This is a genomic window from Rubrivivax sp. JA1026, assembly GCF_011065555.1.
Classification (GTDB): domain Bacteria; phylum Pseudomonadota; class Gammaproteobacteria; order Burkholderiales; family Burkholderiaceae_C; genus Rubrivivax; species Rubrivivax benzoatilyticus.
Genome location: NZ_JAALCQ010000001.1, coordinates 523,567 through 540,625, shown reverse-complemented (window position 1 = coordinate 540,625; position 17,059 = coordinate 523,567). Strand labels below are relative to the sequence as shown.

The window sequence follows — 17,059 nt, the reverse complement described above, 5'->3', positions numbered from 1 at the left end:
CGGGTCAGCGGCCGCCGGCCGGGGCGCCGTCGGCCACGCGGGCGAAGAAGTCGTAGACCGCGCGATCGTCCATCTGACGCGCGTTGGCCAGTTCGCCGGCTTTGGTGACGTAGAGCACGCGGCTGTCGGGCGACAGCACCGCCACCGCCGGGATGCCCTGCTTCAGCGGCACGCCGTAACGCTCGGCGAGCGCGAGGTTGCGGTCGAAGCGGCCGACGTCGACCTTGACGACCTTGAAGCGGCTGGCGATCAGCGGCGCCGCGGCGCCCTGCTTGAAGGCCATGTCCAGCACCTTGCAGTCGCCGCACCAGTTGGCGCCGAAGACGACCAGCACCGGCTGGCGCGTGCCGGCGGCGGCCTGCAGCGCGGCGGCGATCTGCGCCGGCGCGTCGGCACGTTCGTCGTAGGCCGGTTCGGCCGCGGTGGCCGAGAAGGTGGCGGCCGCGAGGGCCAGGCAGGTGATCAAGCGTCGCATCGTTTCACTCCCGGGGCGCGACTGTACGTCAGCGCCACCGCGGCCAGGCCAGACGCAGCAGCGCCGGCCGCCAGGCCAGCGCCAGCGCGACGGCCAGCGCCGCCGCGGCCAGCAGCATCAGCCAGACCAGCACGGCCATGCTCGGCGGGTCAGCGCGCAGGCAGGCCACGAGCGACAGCACGACCGCCGCTGCGCCCAGCAGACGCAGCACCCGCCGCGGCGCCGCCGCCGCCTCGCCCTGCACACGCTCCCAGTGTTCATCCATCGCCAGCGCCAGCCAGGCAAAACCCGCCAGCGCCGCCAGCGTCGCCACGATCAGCATCCCGGTGCTCTCAGACATGGCCGACCTCCGGCAGTGCACGCGGCGTCGTGGCGGCGGCACGCTGCGGTCGCGACAGCCGCCGCGCGACCCAGGCCGCGACGCCGGCCGACACCAGCAGCGCCAGGTCCAGCCCGGCCACCGGCCAGTAAGGCTCGGCGATCGTCTTCAGCAGGTGGTCGCCGGTGGTCACGGCGTTGAGCACGACCGCGGCCACGGCCAGCACGGCGATCACGATGCACTGCTCGCGCCAGGCCGGGTTGGCACGCGCCTGCGCCACCGGCGCGCTGCGCCAGGCGGCGTGCAGCGCGGCCAGCGCCCAGGCGCCCCAGAACACGCCCTGCTCCCAGGTGCCGCGCGCCGGCAGGCCCTCGGGCAGCAGCCGGTTGGCGACGAGGATCGCCGCCGTCGCCACGAGCATGCCGGTGACGGTGGCCACCGCCAGCGCGTCGACGACACGCGCGCCCTGGCTGCCGTCGCGGGCGTGCTGGCGCTTGCGCTTCTCGACGAAGAGCACGAAGCCGGTGGCGATGCAGACCGCGCCCAGCAGCCCGCCCAGCACGTACAGCCAGCGCAGCAGCCAGTGGCGGAAGTGCTGCAGGTGCAAGCCGGTCAGGAACTCGTTGACGCTGTCGACCGCCGTGCGCGGCGGGTCCTCGCGCAGCAGCTCGCCGGTCGAGGCCTTGAAGTGCATGCCCTCGCCGGTCAGCGCGATGCGGTCGGTGCCGGCGCGGTAGATGCTGACGGTGCCGTTGACATCGCCGACGTGGCGCATCGTCAGGAAACCGACCTCACCGGCGCGGCCGCGTTCGGCCCAGCGGCGCTGCGCCTGCGCGACCATCGCGTCGACCGAGGCCAGCGGCGCGGCGACGCCGGCGCGCTCATGCGGCAGCCCGGTCTCGGCGGCTTCGACGCGCTCGTGCATCTCGTGCAGTTCGTGCAGCTGCGTGTGCGCCACCGGGAAGTACAGCCCGGCGAAGATCACCAGCCCGGTGAAGGCGAAGAAGAAGTGGAACGGCAGCGCCGCGACGCCGCTCAGGTTGTGCAGGTCCAGCGTCGAGCGCCCCAGGCTCTTCCACGGACGGAAGGTGAAGAACTCGCGGAACAGCCGCCGGTGCATGACGATGCCGCTGGCCAGCGCCGCCAGCATCACCAGCGCCGCCAGGCCGACGATCCACACGCCCAGATCCTTCCAGTGCAGGTTCAAGCTGTAGTGCAGCGGGTAGAAGAAGCGGCTGCCGATCTTCAGATGGTCGTCCGGCAGCAGCGCGCCGCTGCGCGGGTCGACCGTGCGTGTGCCCCAGACACGCTGCTCGGGATCGTGCGCGTTGGGCACCTCGTAGGAGGCGAAGACCGACAGCACCGGGTCGCGGTGCGTCGTGTAGGCGCCCCAGCTGGCGACGGTGTCCCAGCGTTCGGGCAGCGGGCCGTCGACCAGGCCGCGCAGCGCACGCACGTTGTCGGCGTCGGGCTGCATCCGCTCGAAGATCGGCTTGAGCATGCGGTCGAAAGACGGCATCGGCTGGGCCTCGAAACGCGTGGCCGGAATCGCCCAGCGGTCGATCTCGCGGTCGAACACCGACAGCGCGCCGAAGAAGAAGGCGACGGCGAGCACGTAACCCAGCACCAGGCCGAACCAGGTGTGCAGCCAGGCCATCGCGAGGCGGAAGTTGGCGAACATCGGCAGCTCCTTCAGACCAGCAGCGACTGGATGAACGACGCCGCACCGGCCAGCGCCGCGCCGCCGGCCAGCAGCACGGCCCAGACGCGCACCAGGCTGCGCGCCGCGATCGCCCACAGGAAGACCGCGAGGTAGGCCAGGAAGGCCAGCATCGCGCTCAGGTGCTCGGCGTCGTGGAAGGCCATGCCGGCGGCGTACAGCCCGGCCAGGCCGAAGGCCGTGAGCCCCCAGCAGAAGGCGTAGCCGCCGACGACGGCGGCGAGCACGCGCGAAACGACTTGCACGCGGGAAGGAGAAACGAGGGTGGCGGCCATGCGGTGGATCCGGTCGGGTGCCGAGGGGCCGGCCGGCCAGGGGCGCCACCGCCCCCGCCGGCCGGGGCGTCAGAAGCGGTAGTCCAGGTTCAGCGCGACGGCACGCGCCTGGCCCCAGCTGTAGGTGCTGTAGACGCTGAAGATCGTGTAGTACTTCTTGTCGAACAGGTTGGTGACGTTCAGCCGCCCGGTGAGCCGCGGGCTGAATTGGTAGCTGACCATCGCGTCGGCCACCCAGTAGCCGTCGACCTCGTGGCGCACCGTGCCCAGCGTCGGGTGGCTCACGACGCCCCAGGTCTTGTCCTGCCAGCGCGCGCCGCCGCCCAGCGTCAGGCCGGGCACGGCCGCCGGCTTCCAGCTGCTGTACAGGCTGAACTGGTTCTCCGGCGTCAGCGTCGACACCTTCAGGCCGTCCTGGCGCGAGACCTTGTGGCTGTAGCCCGCGTGCAGCTGCCAGTTCGGCGCCACCTGGCCCGAGAGCTCGAGTTCGTAGCCCTTGGTGGTGACGCCGTCGATCGCCCGGTAGGCCGTGCCGCCGCTGGGCGTCAGGCCGCCGGTCTCCTGGGCGTAGTTGTCCTGCTTCAGGTGGAAGACCGCGGCGCTGGCGTTGAGCCGGCCGCCGAAGAACTCGGCCTTGACGCCGGCCTCGAGGTTGCGGCCTTCCTGCGGGTCCAGCGTCTTGCCGGCTTCGGTCTGCGCCGACTGCGGCATGAAGATCGTCGTGCCGCTGGCGTAGACCGAGAAGCGCTGGTCGAGGTCGTAGACGGCGCCGAGGTAAGGCACGACGACACCCGACTCGTCGATGTCCGAGGTCTCGTAGTTCAGCACGCGGGCGCCGCTGATCAGCTTCAGGTCGTCGCGCAGGTTCCAGCGCACGGCACCGTACAGGCCGTTCTCGCGCGTGGTCTCGCGGTTGCGGCCCTTCCAGCTGGCGTTGTCCCAGTCGGGTTCGGGCAGGCGGCCGTCCCAGGCGTCGTAGTCCGGCACCTCGTTGCTGCCGGCCCAGTAGCCGCGGTTGGTCCAGCGGCGTTTGGTGAGGCTGCCGCCCAGCACCAGCTCGTGGCGCCGGTCCAGCAGCTGGAACGGCCCGCTGGCGTAGACGTCGAGGGCATCGGCCACCGTCTTGCCGACGTACTTGCCTTCCCAGGTGCTGATGCCGCTGCCGTCCACCGGGTCGGGGAAGCCCGAACCCGCCGAACCCAGCTCGGCGTCGTAGCCGTTGATCTGGTGGTTGAACTGCGCCTTGAGCACCCAGTCGTCGGCGAAGAAATGCTCGACGGTGGCGAAGACGGTGCGCGTGTACTGGTCCCAGTGGCTCCAGTCGGCACCGTTGTTGAACGAACGCGGCCGGTCATTGAAGCTGCCGTCGGCGGCGTAGATCGGGATGCCGCCCCAGGTCGAACGTTTCGGATCGTTGTTCTGGAAGTCGGCACCGACGGTCAGCAGCGTCGACGGCGTGAGGTCGGCCTCGACGATGCCGTAGAGCACCGCGGTCCTGCGCTCGTGGCCGTCGAGCTGCGACTCCTTGTGCTGATAGGCCGCCACGGCGCGTGCCCGCACGCGGCCGGCTTCGTCGACCGCGCCGCCGACGTCGACCTGGCCACGCAGGTCGTTCCAGGAACCGACGCCGACGCTGGCCTGGCCCTGGAAGTCGCGTGTCGGCTTCTTGCGGATCAGGTTGATCGTCGCGCCCGGTTCGCCGCTGCCGGTCAGCAGGCCGGTGGCGCCCTTCAGCACCTCGACACGGTCGTAGATCGCCATGTCGCTGAGCGTGTTGCCGGCCGAGTAGCCCGAGTCGCGGCGCATCGGGATGCCGTCGTACTGGAAGTTCTGGATCGCGAAGCCGCGTGCGAAGTACTCGGTGCGCTCGGTGTCGTAGGTGACGATGCTGATGCCCGGCGTGTGCGCCATGACCTCGTCGATCGTCGTCAGGCCGAAGTCCTCCATCTCCTGGCGCGTGACGACGCTGACGGTCTGCGGCGTCTCGCGCGGCTTGAGCACCAGCCGCGTCGCGGTGGCGATCGCACCCGGCGTGTAATTCCCCGAACCTTCGGTGACCTCGCCGAGCTGGTTGGCCGTCGCGGTGAGCGCCGGCAGCCCGGCGGCCGCCGCCGGCACGACGGCCGGCGCCTGCGGCGGCGCAACCCGCAGCACCCAGCCACCGCCGTCCTGGCCCACCGCCTGCAGCCCGCTGCCGGCGAGGATGGCCGCCAGGCCGTCGGCGGCGCCGTAGCGGCCGGCCAGGCCGGGGCTCTTCTTGCCGGCGGTCAGCGCGGCGTCGATCGTGATCATGAAACCGGCGCGCGCGGCGAAGCGGTTGAGCACCTGGTCCAGCGTGCCGGCCGGGATGTCGACCTGCAGGCCGGCGGCGGGAGCGGCGGCCTGGGCGTAGGCGGCGGGCAGTTGCGTAAAGGCCAGGCCGGCGAGCACGGCGGCACGGGCGATCGGGTGGCGCACGAAGGGACGGCGCACGGCGGAAACAAGGCCGGAAGGCATCAGGAATCCTTTTCGTCGGGAGTCAGCGTGGCCCGCCGGACGGCAGGCCTCATCTGCATTCCCGGACGAGCGCGAAAAAGTGCTACGCCCGGCCACGCGCCGGCTCCACGGTGAGCCACCAGCGTGTGGCGCGGGTGATGCGCAGCGGCAGCGCACGCAGCAGCGAGCGCAGCACGGCGTCGGTGTCGGCCAGCGGGAACACGCCCGAGACGCGCAGCCCGGCCACCGCCGGGTCGCAGCGCAGCACGCCGCGGCGGTAACGCGCGAGCTCGGCAAGGAAGTCGTCCAGCCGCATCCGCTCGGCGACCAGCAGGCCGCGCATCCAGGCCGCCGCCGCGTCGTCCAGCACCTCGGGCGCAGCGGCGGCCACGGTGTCGAAGCAACCCTGGAAGCCGGCGTCCAGCCGCCGCGGCGTGCCGCCATCGCGCGGGCGCAGCTCGACGGCGCCTTCGAAAACCTGCACACGCGTCGCCGCGTCCAGGCAGCGCAGCGCGAAGCGTGTGCCCAGCGCCTGCACACGGCCGGCCGGCGTCTCGACGACGAAGGGGCGGCGTGCGGGGTCGGGCGCGGTGGCGATGAACACCTCGCCGGCGAGCAGGCGCACGAGGCGCTCGGTGGCGCCGTAACGCAGGTCGACCGCGCTGGCGGTGTTCAGCGTCAGAAGTCCGCCGTCAGGCAGCCGCAGCTCGCGGCGCTCGCCGGTCGCGCTGCGCTCGTCAGCACCCGCGACCTGCCAGGTCGGCGTCTCGCGCAGCAGCGCGGCCGAGCCGCCGGTACCGGCCAGCAGCAGCAAGGCACGCAGCGTGCGGCGCCGGCCGTGGCCGGCCGTGGTGGTGCGCAGCACGGAGCCGGCGACTTCGGCCGGCAGCGCCTGCAGCCGGCCGCCGGCGCGCTGCAGGCGCTGCCAGGCACGGCGGTGGGCCTCGTCGGCGGCCAGCCAGGCTTCGAAGGCGCGGCGCTCGGCTTCGCTGGCGTCGCCTGACCAGAAGCTCACCTGCCACTGCAGCGCGGCGCGCTGCACCGGGTCCAGCCGCTGGCCGGCCTCAGCCATCGTGGTCCAGCGCCAGAAAGCAGGCTTCACCGGCTTTCAGCATGTACTTGCGCACCGTCGCCACCGCGATGCCCTGGCGCGCGGCGATCTCGGCATAGGTCAGGCCGTCGAACTGCGACAGCAGGAAGACCTCGCGCACGGCCGGCGGCAGCGCCGCCAGCGCCGCGTCCAGCAGCAGCAGCGACTCGACGGCCGCGGCGCGCTGCTCGGGCGACGGCGCCAGCAGCTCGGGCATCGCGGCCAGCGCGTCGAGGTAGGCGCGCTCGACGAGCTGGCGCCGGTGGCGGTCGATCACCAGGCCCTTGGCGATCTGCATCAGATGCGGCCGCGCCTGGCCCGGCGGCGGCGTGCGGCCGCTGACCAGCACGCGCAGATAGGTGTCGTGCGCCAGGTCGGCCGCATGGTGGGCGCAGCCCAGCCGGCGGCGCAGCCAGGCCTGCAGCCAGCCGTGGTGCTCGCCGTAGAGCAGGCTGACTTGCTGTTGCAGGGCGGGTTCGGCGGCACTCACGGCGGCTTCGGGCGCCTGGTGGCGGCGCACAAATAAGAATTGTTCTCATTCTATCCTGCCCTGCCCCGCCGAAGCCGTCAGTAGCGCAGGTTCAGCCCGACGTTGACGCTGCGCGGCGCGCCCCAGGTGTAGTGCAGCGCGCCCCAGTCGGTGACGCCGGCGAAGTACTTCTTGTCGAAGACGTTGGCGACGTTGGCGCTGACACTGAGGCGGCGGTCGATCTCCCAGCGCGCCATCAGGTCCCAGACCCAGTAGGCGTCCTGGCGCAGCCGGGTGGCCTCGGTGCCGGCCGAGATCGTGCTCTGCCAGCGCGTCGCCGCGCCCAGCGTCAGGCCGTCGAAGGTGCCGCCGCTCCAGCGGTGGCTGCCGGCCAGCTTGAACTGATGGCGCGGGCTGCTGCCGGCGCTCTCCAGGCTGCTGTCGTTGAGCACGTAGCTGCCCTGCGCCTGCCAGCCCGGCGCCGGGGCGCCGGCGATCTCGAACTCGTAGCCGTGGCGGCGTGCCCCGGAGACGGCGCGGTAGATGCTGTCGCCACCCGGCGTCAGCCCCACTTCCTCGGCTTCGTTGTCGGTCTTCATCCAGAAGAAGGCGGCGCTGGCGCTCAGGCGCTTGTCGAAGAACTCGCCCTTGGCGCCGATCTCGTAGGACAGGCCTTCCTTCGGCGGCAGCGTGCGCTCGGCGGCGTCCTTGGCGCTCTGGGCCTCGAAGATGCTGGCGTAGCTGGCGTACAGCGAGACCTGGCGCGAGACGTCGACGACGACGCCGGCATACGGCGTCGTGACGCCGTGTTCCGTCATGCGGTAGTTGTACCAACCGATGTCGGTGACGTCCTTCTGGCCGTAGTCGGTGACGCGCACGCCGGTGATCAGCTTCACCGGGTCGGCGAGGTTCCAGCGTGCGGCGCCGTAGGCGTAGCGGCGGTGGCGGCTGAAGAGGTCGTCGGAGGCCGTGTAGGCGCTCCAGTCGGGCTCGGCGATCGCGCCACCGCCGGCGGCGTAGTCCAGCGCGCTCGACTCGTTGGCGTTGGTGCGCTTCAAGGTCGTGCGGCTGCTCGACGCGCCGGCGCCCAGCAGCAGCTCGTGGCGGCGGCCGAGCAGCTCCAGCGGCCCTTGCACGTCGAGCGCGATGCTCTTGTTGCGCGCCTCGACGTCGCGGTATCGCGCCAGGCCGACGGCTCCCGACGCGCCGCGCAGATAGCCGAAACGCACGTCGGGCGTGTCGACGCTCTCGTGCGCCAGCTGCAGCCGGGCGCTCCAACCGCCGTCGAAGCGGTGTTCCAGGCGCGCGAACAGGTTCAGCGTCTCCTGCTCGTAACCGGCCCAGGAGGCGCCGAGGTTGTAGGAGCGCGGTTGCAGGCCGACGAAGGTGCCGTCGTCGGTGTAGGCCTGGATCGGCGTCGTGCCGCCGGCGCCCTGCAGTTCACGCTGGCGCCAGCTGAGGCCCGCGGTCAGCAGCGTCGACGGCGCGAGGTCGAACTCGGCCGTGCCGTAGACCAGCGAGCTGCGGGTCTTCTGGCGGTCGCGGAACGAGCCGGCGTCTTCGTGCGAGGCGACCAGACGCGCACGCAGCCGGCCTTCGCGGTCCAGCGGGCCGGAGACGTCGGCCTCGGCGCGGTAGCGGTCCCAGCTGCCGGCCAGCACGCCGGCCGAAGCCTGGAACTCGGCCGTCGGGCGCTTGCGCACGAGGTTGACCGTGGCCCCCGGATAGCCGTCGCCGTTGACCAGGCCCGACGAGCCCTTCAGCACCTCGACACGGTCGATCTCGGCCATGTCGTCGCTGGTGTAGAGGATGTGGGTGTTCCAGCCCCAGCCGTCGCGCGCCTGGCGCAGGCCGTCGGTCTGCAGGTTGACGTCGGCACCCCGCACCGAGAAGGTCGTCATCTCGTTCTGGCGGCTGACGGTGACGCCGGGCGTCTGGTCCAGCACCGCGCTCAGCGTGTCCAGGCGGAAGTCGTCCATCAGCTGGCGCGTGACGACGGTGATCGACTGCGGCGTCTCGCGCGGCGTCAGCGCCAGGCCGGTGGCCGCGGCGCTGCGGCCCGGCGTCGCGTAGCCGGCGCCTTCGCTGCGGTCGTCGCTGATCGCCGCGGCACTCGCCTTCAGCGCCGGCAGGGCCGGCTGCTCCGCCGTGAGCGGCGGCAGCACACGCAGGCCGTAGGCGCCGGGGCCTTGCGGCTGCAGCGCCAGCCCGCTGCCGCGCAGCAGGCGCTCGAAGGCCTCGTCCAGCGTGTGGCGGCCCTGCAGCCCGGCGCTGTGCCGGCCGGCGACCAGGGCCGGGTCGAAGGCCAGCTGCACGCCGAAGGCCGCGGCACACTGCGCCAGCGCCTCGTCCAGCGGGCCGGGCGCGATGCGCAACTCCTGCGCGCCGGCCTCGGCGGCGAAAGCGGCCGGCGGCGCCGCGACCAACACCGCGCCGCAGAGCACGGCGATCGCCGCCTGGATGGCCACGCCGGCGGCGCCGGCCTTCAGGGCAAAGGCGCGCTGGCGGCGCCCGGAGGTCTGCTTCATGTTCTTCCTGTGCTGGGGATGCGGCGGCCGCTCGGCACACCTTCATCCGCTACACCGGACGAGCGTCCGAAAGTGATCACCCGGCGTTCAGGCCGGGGCCAGCGTCACCCACCAGCGTGTGCGGCGTTCGACGCGCAGCGGCAGCGTGCGCGCCAGCAGCGCCAGCGCGGCGTCGGTGTCGGCCAGCGACAGCGCACCCGAGACACGCAGCGCCGCCACCGCCGGGTCGCAGCGCAGCAGGCCGCGGCGGTGGCGCGCCAGTTCGGCCGCCACCTCGTCGAGCCGGCGGCCGCGCGCCAGCAGCAGGCCACGCTGCCACAGCGTGTCGTTCTCGTCGGCGGCGCCGACGCCGAAGACGCCGCCGGCGTCGAACTCGGCCTGCTCGCCGGCGTCCAGCCGCCGCGGTGCGCCGGCCGCCGGCTGCAGCTCGACCGCGTGTTCGTAGACCGCGACGCGGCAGCGATCACCGTCCAGCCGCACCGAGAAACGGGTGCCCAGCGCGCGCACGCGGCCGGCCGGCGTGTCGACGACGAAGGGCCGCGCCGAGGCCTCCTTCCCGGTCGTCACGAGGATCTCGCCGGCCCACAGGCGCAGGCGGCGCTCGCCGGTGCCGAACAGCACGTCGACCGCGCTGGCGGTGTTCAGCACCAGCCGCGTGCCGTCGGGCAGCACGGTGTCGCGGCGTTCGCCGGTGGCGGTGGCGAGGTCGGCGCGCCATTCGTGCCACGGCGCTTGTTGCCAGGCCAGCCAGGCGGCCGGCGCGCCGACGGCCAGGCCGGCGAGCGCGGCCAGCGTGCGCCGCCGCCCGGCGCGCCCCAGGGCATGCAGCGCCTGGCGACCGGCACCGTCGGGCACACGCCCGAAGACCTCGAACACCGCCTCGGCACGCGCCCAGGCCGCGGCGTGCGCGGGGCTGCGCGCGCGCCAGCGTTCGAAGGCTTCGTGCTCGGCCGCCCCGCCCTCGCGCAGCGCCAGCGCCCAGTCGGCGGCTTCGGACAGCAGCGCGGCGGACGGCTCGGCGGGCGCCATCAGACGCAGGCCATGCAGGCGACCAGCGCCTTGTGCACGTGGCGGCGCACGGTGATGACCGGCATCGCCAGGCGTTCGCCGATCTGCGCCAGCGTCAGGCCGTCGAGTTGGGCGAGCAGGAAACACTCGCGTGTGCGCGGTGCCAGGCCGGCGAGCAAGGTGTCGATCTGCACCAGCGTCTGCAGCAGCGCCAGCCGCGTCTCGGGCGACGGCGCCTGGGCCTCGGGCATCGCCGCCAGCGCCTCCAGGTAGGCGCGTTCGACCTCGCGCCGGCGCCAGTGGTCGACGACCAGGCCTTTGGCGACGTGCGTCAGCAGCGCGCGCGGCTCGTCGCCGAAGTGCTCGCGCCGCCCGGCGAGCAGGCGCACGAAGGTGTCGTGCGCCAGGTCGGCGGCCTGCTGCGAGTCGTCCAGCCGGCGCCGCAGCCAGGCCTGAAGCCAGCCGTGGTGCTCGAGGTACAGCGTCTGGACCGGGTGGACGGAGGTGGCGGAGGCAGACATTGCAATAGCGGGGCGCCAGCGCTAATGAGAATGTTTCTCATTATAAAGAGAACCCCGCCCTGCACGGCTTACCAGCGATACGACACGCTCCCCGTCACCCGCCGCGGCTCGCCGTAGAAACACAGATAGGTGCAGGACGCGACGTAGGTCTTGTCGCCGAGGTTGGCGACGTTGAGCGCCAGCCGCCACGGGCCGTCGGTCCACGACAGCATCGCGTCGACGACGGTGTAGCCCGGCACGTCGACGTCCAGCCAGACGCCGGGCGCCGAGCCGACGTAGCGCAGGCCGGCGCCGGCCTTCAGCGCCGGCAGGCCGAAGGCGCCGAAGCCGTAGTCGGCCCAGACCGAGGCCTGGTGGTACGGCACGGCGCCGCTGCGCCGGCCCTCGACCTCGGGCGTCTGCGGGCTGCTCTTCAGCGTGCGGGCGTCGGTGTAGGCGTAGGCGGCAACGAGGTTGGCGGCGCCGACACGCGTGCGCGCCTCCAGTTCCAGCCCGCGCGAGCGCACTTCGCCGAGTTGCACCGAGTAGTTGGTGTCCACCGGGTCGGTGACCAGCACCTTGCGCTGCGTGAGCTGGTAGAGCGCCGCCGACAGCAGCGTCTGGCCACCTTCGGGCTGCCAACGCAGGCCCAGCTCCCACTGCGTGCCGCGTGTCGGGTCGAAACGCTGACCGCCGCGGTCGGTGCCGGTCTGCGGCTCGAAGGACTGGCTGAAGCTGACGAACGGCGCCAGGCCGTCGGGCCCGAGGTAGACCAGGCCGGCTCGGCCGGTGGTCGCGCTGCTCTTCTCGCCGTCGGCGGCGACGTCGTCGCTGAAGATGGCGTTTTCGTCGTAACGCACGCGGTCGTGGCGCAGCCCGGCGACGGCCACCCAGCGGCCGGCGATCTTGGCCTGCTCCTGCGCGTACAGCCCGACGCGGCGCAGCTCCGAGCGCGACGAGAACGAGGCCGGCTCGGGCGCGCCGAAACCGCCGCCGTAGACCGGGTCGTAGAGGTCCAGCGGCTCGGCGCTGCGGTCGTAGCGCACGGTGCGGAAACGTTCGCGCACGAAGTCCAGGCCCACCAGCGCCGTGTGTTCGACGCTGCCGCTGCGCCAGGTTGACTGCAGCGAGGTGTCGGACATCAGCGCCCGCGAGCGGTCTTCGCGGTCCTGGGCGCCGCGGTAGGCCGTGGTGCGGCCGTCGGCTTCCAGGCCGGAGATCCAGACCGAGGGCATGTCGATGTCGGCGCGGTAGCTGCGCAGCGAATGGCGCAGCGTGAAGTGTTCGTCGAAGCGGTGCTCGAACAGATAACCCAGCGAGCGCCGGTCGAGGTCGTAGCGGTCGTAACCCGGCTCGCCGACGAAGGTGTCGCGCGGCAATCGGCCGTTGGGATTGGCGAGCACCGTGCCTTCGGCCGGCAGGCCGTAGACGTAGGCCGTGTGGTCGTGCTGCAGATCGGCCTGCAGCGTCAGCGAGGTCGCGGCGTCGGGCTGCCAGCGCAGCGAGGGCGCGAGGTAGCGGCGGTCGTCGTCGACGTGCTCGACGAAGCTGCCGCTGTCACGCACCAGCGCCGTCAACCGGTACGACCAGGTGCCGGCGTCGTCCAGCGCGCCGCCGAAGTCGCCCGACAGCTGGCGCCGGTCGAAGGAGCCCAGTTCCAGGTTCAGCTCGTGCAGCGCCTCGTTCGTCGGGCGCTTGCTGACGGTGTTGATGATGCCGCCCGGCGCCGAGTTGCCGTACAGCACCGAGGCCGCGCCCTTCAGGATCTCGATGCGCTCCAGCCCGTAAGGCTCCTGGCGGCCATCGTAGAGGTTGACGCTGTACTTGCTGCCGTCGCGGTAGAGGTTGCCCTGGCTGGCCGTGGCCTGGAAACCGCGCATCACGAAGCCGTCGCCGGTGCGGTCCACGCCTTCGGAGCGCAGCACCGACGCGGTGTAGCCCACCGCCTCGGCCAGGCTGTCGGCCTTGCGCACCTCGATCTCCTCGGCGCCGACGACAGTCAGCGTCTGCGGCGTCTCGAGCATCGGCGTGTCGGTCTTGGTCGCGGTGGCGCTGCGCCGCGCGGCGTAGCCGGCGAGCGGGCCGGTGGCACTCTCGCCGGCGGCGCGCGCGGTGATCGCCGGCAGCGAGTCGGCCGCGGCCTGCGGCCGGCGCTGCACGGTCCAGCTGCCGTTGGGCTGGCGCACGGCCTGCAGCGCGTGGCCGGCCAGCAGCGCGGCGAAACCGTCCTCGGCGCCGTAGCGGCCGTCCAGCCCGTCGCAGCGCAGGCCGTCGAGCAGCGCGGCGTCGACGCTGAGCTCGACACCCAGTGCCGCGGCGAAGCGGTTCAGCGCCGGGCCCAGCGGGCCGGGCGCGATCTTCATCGGCGTGCGCGGCGCCTCGGCGGCCGGCTGCGCCGCCACGCTGCTGGGCGCGAGCGGCGCCGCGGCGGCCAGCATCAAGGCCAGGCAGGCGGCGGCGGTGGGACGTTGGCGGAACAAGGCGGTGTGCTGCATCGGAGGGCCGGAGTGGTGGGGGTTCATCCCGTCTTCCGGACGAGATCGCAAAACCCTCAATCGCCCGGCCGGCGGGCGTTCAGCGGCGCTCCGGATCGGCCTCGACCGTGAGCCACCAGCCGCCGACACGGCGCAGGCGCAGCGGCAGCGCCAGCGTCAGGTTCAGCAGCGCACGCTCGGGGTCGTGCAGCGGGAAGACGCCGCTGATGCGCAGCGCGCCGACCGCCGGGTCGCAGCGCAGCACGCCGCGGCGGTAGCGCGCGATCTCGGCGACCAGCTCGTCGACCCGCCGGCCGTCGGCCAGCAGCAGGCCGCGTGTCCAGGCGGTGTCGGCTTCGTCGGCCGCGCCGCCGGGCGTGACGCCGTCGTCGGCCAGCCGCGCCGACTGGCCGGCGTCCAGGCGCAGTCCTGCCGCGCCACCGCCCGGCTGCAGCTCGACCGCGCCTTCGTAGACCGCGACCTGGCTGGCCGCGCCGAGGTCACGGACGAGAAAACGGGTGCCCAGTGCCCGCACCAGGCCGTGGCGGGTGCGTACCGCCAGCGGCCGCCGCGCCGCGTCGGGCGCGCTGGTGACGAGGATCTCGCCGGCGCGCAGCACGATCAGGCGCTGGTCGGCGTCGTAACGCAGGTCGACGGCGCTGGCGCTGGCCAGCACCAGCCGCGTGCCGTCGGGCAGCACCAGCGAGCGCACTTCGCCTGTGGCGCAGCGTTCGTCGGCGGCCCACAGCGCCCAGGCCTCGCTGCGGCGCACGGCTTCGCCGCTGCCGATCACGGCCACCGCCAGCCCCAGCGTGCGCAGCACGCGCCGGCGTGTCGCGCCGGGCGCCTGCAGCGCGCGGCGTGCGGCTTCGCCGGGCAGGCCACGCAGCCGGGCGTCGAAGCCCTGCATCGCCTGCCAGGCGCGTTCGTGCTCGGGGTGCGCGGCGCGCCAGCGGGCGCAGGCGGCGTGGTCTTCGGCGGCGGCGTCCTCGGCCCACAGCCGCGCCATCCAGCGTGCCGCCTGGCGCGCGACCTCGGCGTCTTCGGCGGCGGCGCTCATCGCGGCTGCAGTGCCTGGTGGCAGGCCAGCAGCGCCGCGGCGACGTACTTCTCGACCGAGGACACCGAGACGCCCAGCCGCGTGGCGATCTCGCGGTAGCCCAGCCCGTCCAGCCGGCACAGCAGCAGCGCCTCGCGCGCCTTCGGCGCCAGCGACTGCAGCGCCGCGTCCAGCTGCACCAGCGCCTCGACCGCCAGCGCGCGCTCCTCGGGTGACGGCGCCAGCGCCGGCGGCAGCGCCGCCAGCGCCTCCAGGAAGGCGGTCTCGATCGCCCGCCGCCGGTACAGGTCGACGACCAGGCCGTTGGCGACCTGAGCCAGATGCCGGCGCGACTCGTCCTGCGGCGGCACGTGGCCGCTGCGCAGCAATCGCAGATAGGTGTCGTGCGCCAGGTCGGCGGCGTCGTGGGCGTTGCCCAGCTTGCGCCGCAGCCAGTCGCGCAGCCAGCCGTGGTGGTCGGCGTAGAGACGCTCGAGCGGATGCGGCGGGGCGAGGTCGGTGGCCGGCACGGGTGGGGAACCCGGGCGCGGCCGGGTGGGCTGTGGCAACGAATGAGAATCGTTCTTGATTGTAGCTCTGCCACCCTGCCCAGCAAGCCGGGCCGGCGATTCGGCGTCGAGACGATCCACCCAAAACGCGATCGCGGATTCGCCATCAATTTCATTGATTCCAATCAGAAACAATGAATTGCGATTATTTCAATTCAATCTCTGCGTGAACTATTCAGCGCATTCGAACCAACGTATTCAGTGAATCGAATGGAAAGCAGCTCATGCGAGCGCAATTTGCCGCCGAAGTCAGGACATCCTTTTTCACCTGCCTCTGCAGACCGATGACCCAACTGAGAATTGCCGTCCGCCTCGGCCTCGCGTTCGCCCTCGTGCTCGCGATCACCGTGGGCATCGCCGCCGTGGCCGTCTGGCAGTTGCAGATGCACCGCGACGCGACGGCGTCGATGGTCCAGCGCGAGATGCTGCGCAACGAGATGACGCAGCAGTGGACCGCGCTGGTTCGGGTCAACCTCCTGCAGGTCACCTCGGCGCTGAAGGCCAGTGACGCGGCCTATGCCGCCAGGCTGCAGGCCGACGCGCTCGAGGGCTCCCGGAGCTCGGCTCCGATCCGCGACAAGGTCGTCGAGCTGACCGACGACGACGAAGGCAAGGCGCTGATCGCGCGCATCGCCGCCGAGCGCCAGAAGTACCTGGACGTGCGCAGCGACCTCTTCAAGCGCAAGGAGGCCGGCACCGACGTCTCCGAGGCCGTGGATCGCGAACTGCAGCCGCTGGCCACGGCCTATCTCGCAAGGCTGCAGGACGTGGCCGACCACTCGCACCACGTGCTGGACCGCAGGGTCGAGGCGCTGGACGCCGCGACGCGGCTGAGCCAGTGGGGCATGGCCGCAGGCGCGCTGTTCGCGGTGCTGCTCGGCGCGTTCTTCGCCGCGCTGGTGAGCCGTTCCATCACCCGGCCGATCTCGCGCGCCGTCTCGGCCGCCGAGGCCATCGGCGCCGGCGAGCTGAACACCGTCATCGACGCCCGCGGCAGCGACGAATCCGCGCGCCTGCTGCACGCGCTGGCCGGCATGCAGGCCAACCTGGCGAAGATCGTCGCCGAGGTGCGCGGCTCGGCCGACAGCGTGGCCACCGCCAGCCACCAGATCGCCCACGGCAACGCCGACCTGTCGGCGCGCACCGAGCAGCAGGCCAGCGCGCTGCAGCAGACCGCCGCGTCGATGGAGCAGCTCAACGCCACCGTGCGCCAGAACGCCGACAACGCCGAGCAGGCCAACCAGCTCGCCGCCGCGGCCAGCGCCGTCGCCACCGAAGGCGGCCAGATGGTCGGCGAGGTCGTCGAGACGATGAACGGCATCAGCGACAGCTCGCGCCGCATCGCCGACATCATCGGCACCATCGACGGCATCGCCTTCCAGACCAACATCCTGGCGCTCAACGCCGCGGTCGAGGCCGCCCGTGCCGGCGAGCAGGGCCGCGGCTTCGCCGTCGTCGCCGGCGAGGTGCGATCGCTGGCCCAGCGCAGCGCCGAAGCCGCACGCGAGATCAAGACCCTGATCGGCACCAGCGTCGAACGCGTGGAGGCCGGCAATACGCTGGTGCATCAGGCGGGCACCAAGATGCAGGACGTGCTGGCCTCGATCCGCCGCGTGGCCGACATCGTCGGCGAGATCAGCAGCGCCAGCGCCGAACAGCGCGATGGCGTCAGCCAGGTGGGCGACGCGGTCGCGCAGATGGACCAGGCGACGCAGCAGAACGCCGCGCTGGTGGAGGAAAGCGCCGCCGCCGCCGACAGCCTGCGCACGCAGGCACGCCAGCTGGTGTCGGCGGTCGCGGTGTTCCGGCTCGGCAACGAGAGCGAGCGCCGCGCGCCGGCGGCCGCCCCGGCACCGGCGGCACGCCCGGCGCCGGCAGCGCGTCCGGCCGCCCGGCCCGCCGCAGAACGCGCGGCCACGCGCACCAGTTCGACGCCCGCCGCGGCCGGCACCGAGGCCGACTGGGAAACCTTCTGAAGCCGAGCCGGCGCACGCCGGCTTGATCGCCCGCAAGGGCCCGGGGCGGACGCCGGCCGAGACTGGGCCGACTTCCGCCAGCCAGCTTTCGCCAGCCAGCGCATCGTGTCGCGCGCCTCCGGTGCGCCGTACGTAGACGAGC

General features: G+C 72.7%; 14 protein-coding genes. 1 reads left to right on the top strand and 13 read right to left on the bottom strand.

Annotated elements, in window-relative coordinates:
• Window positions 1–4: 4 nt before the first annotated feature.
• The 13 genes from G5B56_RS02445 to G5B56_RS02385 all read right to left on the bottom strand — a co-directional run bounded on the left by G5B56_RS02445 (window position 5) and on the right by G5B56_RS02385 (window position 14,902).
• Complete coding sequence (locus tag G5B56_RS02445; RefSeq protein ID WP_164962209.1) at window positions 5–475, bottom strand: co-chaperone YbbN; 471 nt, start codon at window positions 473–475, stop codon at window positions 5–7.
• 28 nt (window positions 476–503) lie between these two features.
• Window positions 504–815 (bottom strand): DUF3325 family protein, encoded by a 312-nt coding sequence (locus G5B56_RS02440; RefSeq protein ID WP_029718478.1) that lies wholly within the window; start codon window positions 813–815, stop codon window positions 504–506.
• Window positions 808–2,475 (bottom strand): PepSY domain-containing protein, encoded by a 1,668-nt coding sequence (locus G5B56_RS02435; RefSeq protein WP_164962208.1) that lies wholly within the window; start codon window positions 2,473–2,475, stop codon window positions 808–810. Before G5B56_RS02435 ends, G5B56_RS02440 begins: the two co-directional genes overlap by 8 nt.
• Window positions 2,476–2,486: 11 nt before the next feature.
• Window positions 2,487–2,789, bottom strand: coding sequence for an iron uptake protein (locus G5B56_RS02430; protein WP_164962207.1), 303 nt, complete (start codon window positions 2,787–2,789; stop codon window positions 2,487–2,489).
• Window positions 2,790–2,858: 69 nt separating this feature from the next.
• Entirely contained in the window at window positions 2,859–5,285 is a 2,427-nt protein-coding gene (locus G5B56_RS02425) for a TonB-dependent receptor (protein WP_164962206.1), read from the bottom strand.
• Between the two features lie 82 nt (window positions 5,286–5,367).
• Window positions 5,368–6,366 carry a FecR domain-containing protein gene (locus tag G5B56_RS02420; RefSeq protein WP_240920625.1) on the bottom strand — a complete coding sequence of 333 codons (999 nt, stop codon included), beginning with the start codon at window positions 6,364–6,366 and terminating at the stop codon, window positions 5,368–5,370.
• Window positions 6,329–6,844 carry a sigma-70 family RNA polymerase sigma factor gene (locus tag G5B56_RS02415; RefSeq protein ID WP_164962205.1) on the bottom strand — a complete coding sequence of 172 codons (516 nt, stop codon included), beginning with the start codon at window positions 6,842–6,844 and terminating at the stop codon, window positions 6,329–6,331. The genes G5B56_RS02420 and G5B56_RS02415 overlap by 38 nt, the downstream gene beginning before the upstream one ends.
• Window positions 6,845–6,921: 77 nt before the next feature.
• Window positions 6,922–9,351, bottom strand: a complete 2,430-nt coding sequence (locus G5B56_RS02410; RefSeq protein ID WP_164962204.1) for a TonB-dependent siderophore receptor — start codon at window positions 9,349–9,351, stop codon at window positions 6,922–6,924.
• Window positions 9,352–9,438: 87 nt separating this feature from the next.
• Window positions 9,439–10,380, bottom strand: a complete 942-nt coding sequence (locus tag G5B56_RS02405) for a FecR domain-containing protein (RefSeq protein ID WP_164962203.1) — start codon at window positions 10,378–10,380, stop codon at window positions 9,439–9,441.
• Window positions 10,380–10,880, bottom strand: a complete 501-nt coding sequence (locus G5B56_RS02400; RefSeq protein WP_164962202.1) for a sigma-70 family RNA polymerase sigma factor — start codon at window positions 10,878–10,880, stop codon at window positions 10,380–10,382. Before G5B56_RS02400 ends, G5B56_RS02405 begins: the two co-directional genes overlap by 1 nt.
• A gap of 68 nt (window positions 10,881–10,948) precedes the next feature.
• Window positions 10,949–13,381: a TonB-dependent siderophore receptor gene (locus G5B56_RS02395; protein ID WP_164962201.1), complete on the bottom strand. Its 2,433-nt coding sequence runs from the start codon at window positions 13,379–13,381 to the stop codon at window positions 10,949–10,951.
• A gap of 52 nt (window positions 13,382–13,433) precedes the next feature.
• Window positions 13,434–14,393, bottom strand: a complete 960-nt coding sequence (locus tag G5B56_RS02390) for a FecR domain-containing protein (RefSeq protein ID WP_164962200.1) — start codon at window positions 14,391–14,393, stop codon at window positions 13,434–13,436.
• Complete coding sequence (locus tag G5B56_RS02385; protein ID WP_164962199.1) at window positions 14,390–14,902, bottom strand: sigma-70 family RNA polymerase sigma factor; 513 nt, start codon at window positions 14,900–14,902, stop codon at window positions 14,390–14,392. The genes G5B56_RS02390 and G5B56_RS02385 overlap by 4 nt, the downstream gene beginning before the upstream one ends.
• Window positions 14,903–15,225: 323 nt before the next feature.
• Here G5B56_RS02385 and G5B56_RS02380 point away from each other — a divergent pair, with 323 nt between their 5' ends.
• Window positions 15,226–16,917 carry a methyl-accepting chemotaxis protein gene (locus G5B56_RS02380; RefSeq protein ID WP_164962198.1) on the top strand — a complete coding sequence of 564 codons (1,692 nt, stop codon included), beginning with the start codon at window positions 15,226–15,228 and terminating at the stop codon, window positions 16,915–16,917.
• Window positions 16,918–17,059: the final 142 nt, after the last annotated feature.

What these genes read in the sequence shown, in the direction of transcription:
- G5B56_RS02380 (WP_164962198.1), top strand. Translation starts at nt 15,226, where the DNA reads ATGACCCAACTGAGAATTGCCGTCCGCCTCGGCCTCGCGTTCGCCCTC.
- G5B56_RS02430 (WP_164962207.1), bottom strand. Translation starts at nt 2,789, where the DNA reads ATGGCCGCCACCCTCGTTTCTCCTTCCCGCGTGCAAGTCGTTTCGCGC.
- G5B56_RS02405 (WP_164962203.1), bottom strand. Translation starts at nt 10,380, where the DNA reads ATGGCGCCCGCCGAGCCGTCCGCCGCGCTGCTGTCCGAAGCCGCCGAC.
- G5B56_RS02440 (WP_029718478.1), bottom strand. Translation starts at nt 815, where the DNA reads ATGTCTGAGAGCACCGGGATGCTGATCGTGGCGACGCTGGCGGCGCTG.
- G5B56_RS02395 (WP_164962201.1), bottom strand. Translation starts at nt 13,381, where the DNA reads ATGAACCCCCACCACTCCGGCCCTCCGATGCAGCACACCGCCTTGTTC.
- G5B56_RS02425 (WP_164962206.1), bottom strand. Translation starts at nt 5,285, where the DNA reads ATGCCTTCCGGCCTTGTTTCCGCCGTGCGCCGTCCCTTCGTGCGCCAC.
- G5B56_RS02445 (WP_164962209.1), bottom strand. Translation starts at nt 475, where the DNA reads ATGCGACGCTTGATCACCTGCCTGGCCCTCGCGGCCGCCACCTTCTCG.
- G5B56_RS02435 (WP_164962208.1), bottom strand. Translation starts at nt 2,475, where the DNA reads ATGTTCGCCAACTTCCGCCTCGCGATGGCCTGGCTGCACACCTGGTTC.
- G5B56_RS02400 (WP_164962202.1), bottom strand. Translation starts at nt 10,880, where the DNA reads ATGTCTGCCTCCGCCACCTCCGTCCACCCGGTCCAGACGCTGTACCTC.
- G5B56_RS02410 (WP_164962204.1), bottom strand. Translation starts at nt 9,351, where the DNA reads ATGAAGCAGACCTCCGGGCGCCGCCAGCGCGCCTTTGCCCTGAAGGCC.
- G5B56_RS02390 (WP_164962200.1), bottom strand. Translation starts at nt 14,393, where the DNA reads ATGAGCGCCGCCGCCGAAGACGCCGAGGTCGCGCGCCAGGCGGCACGC.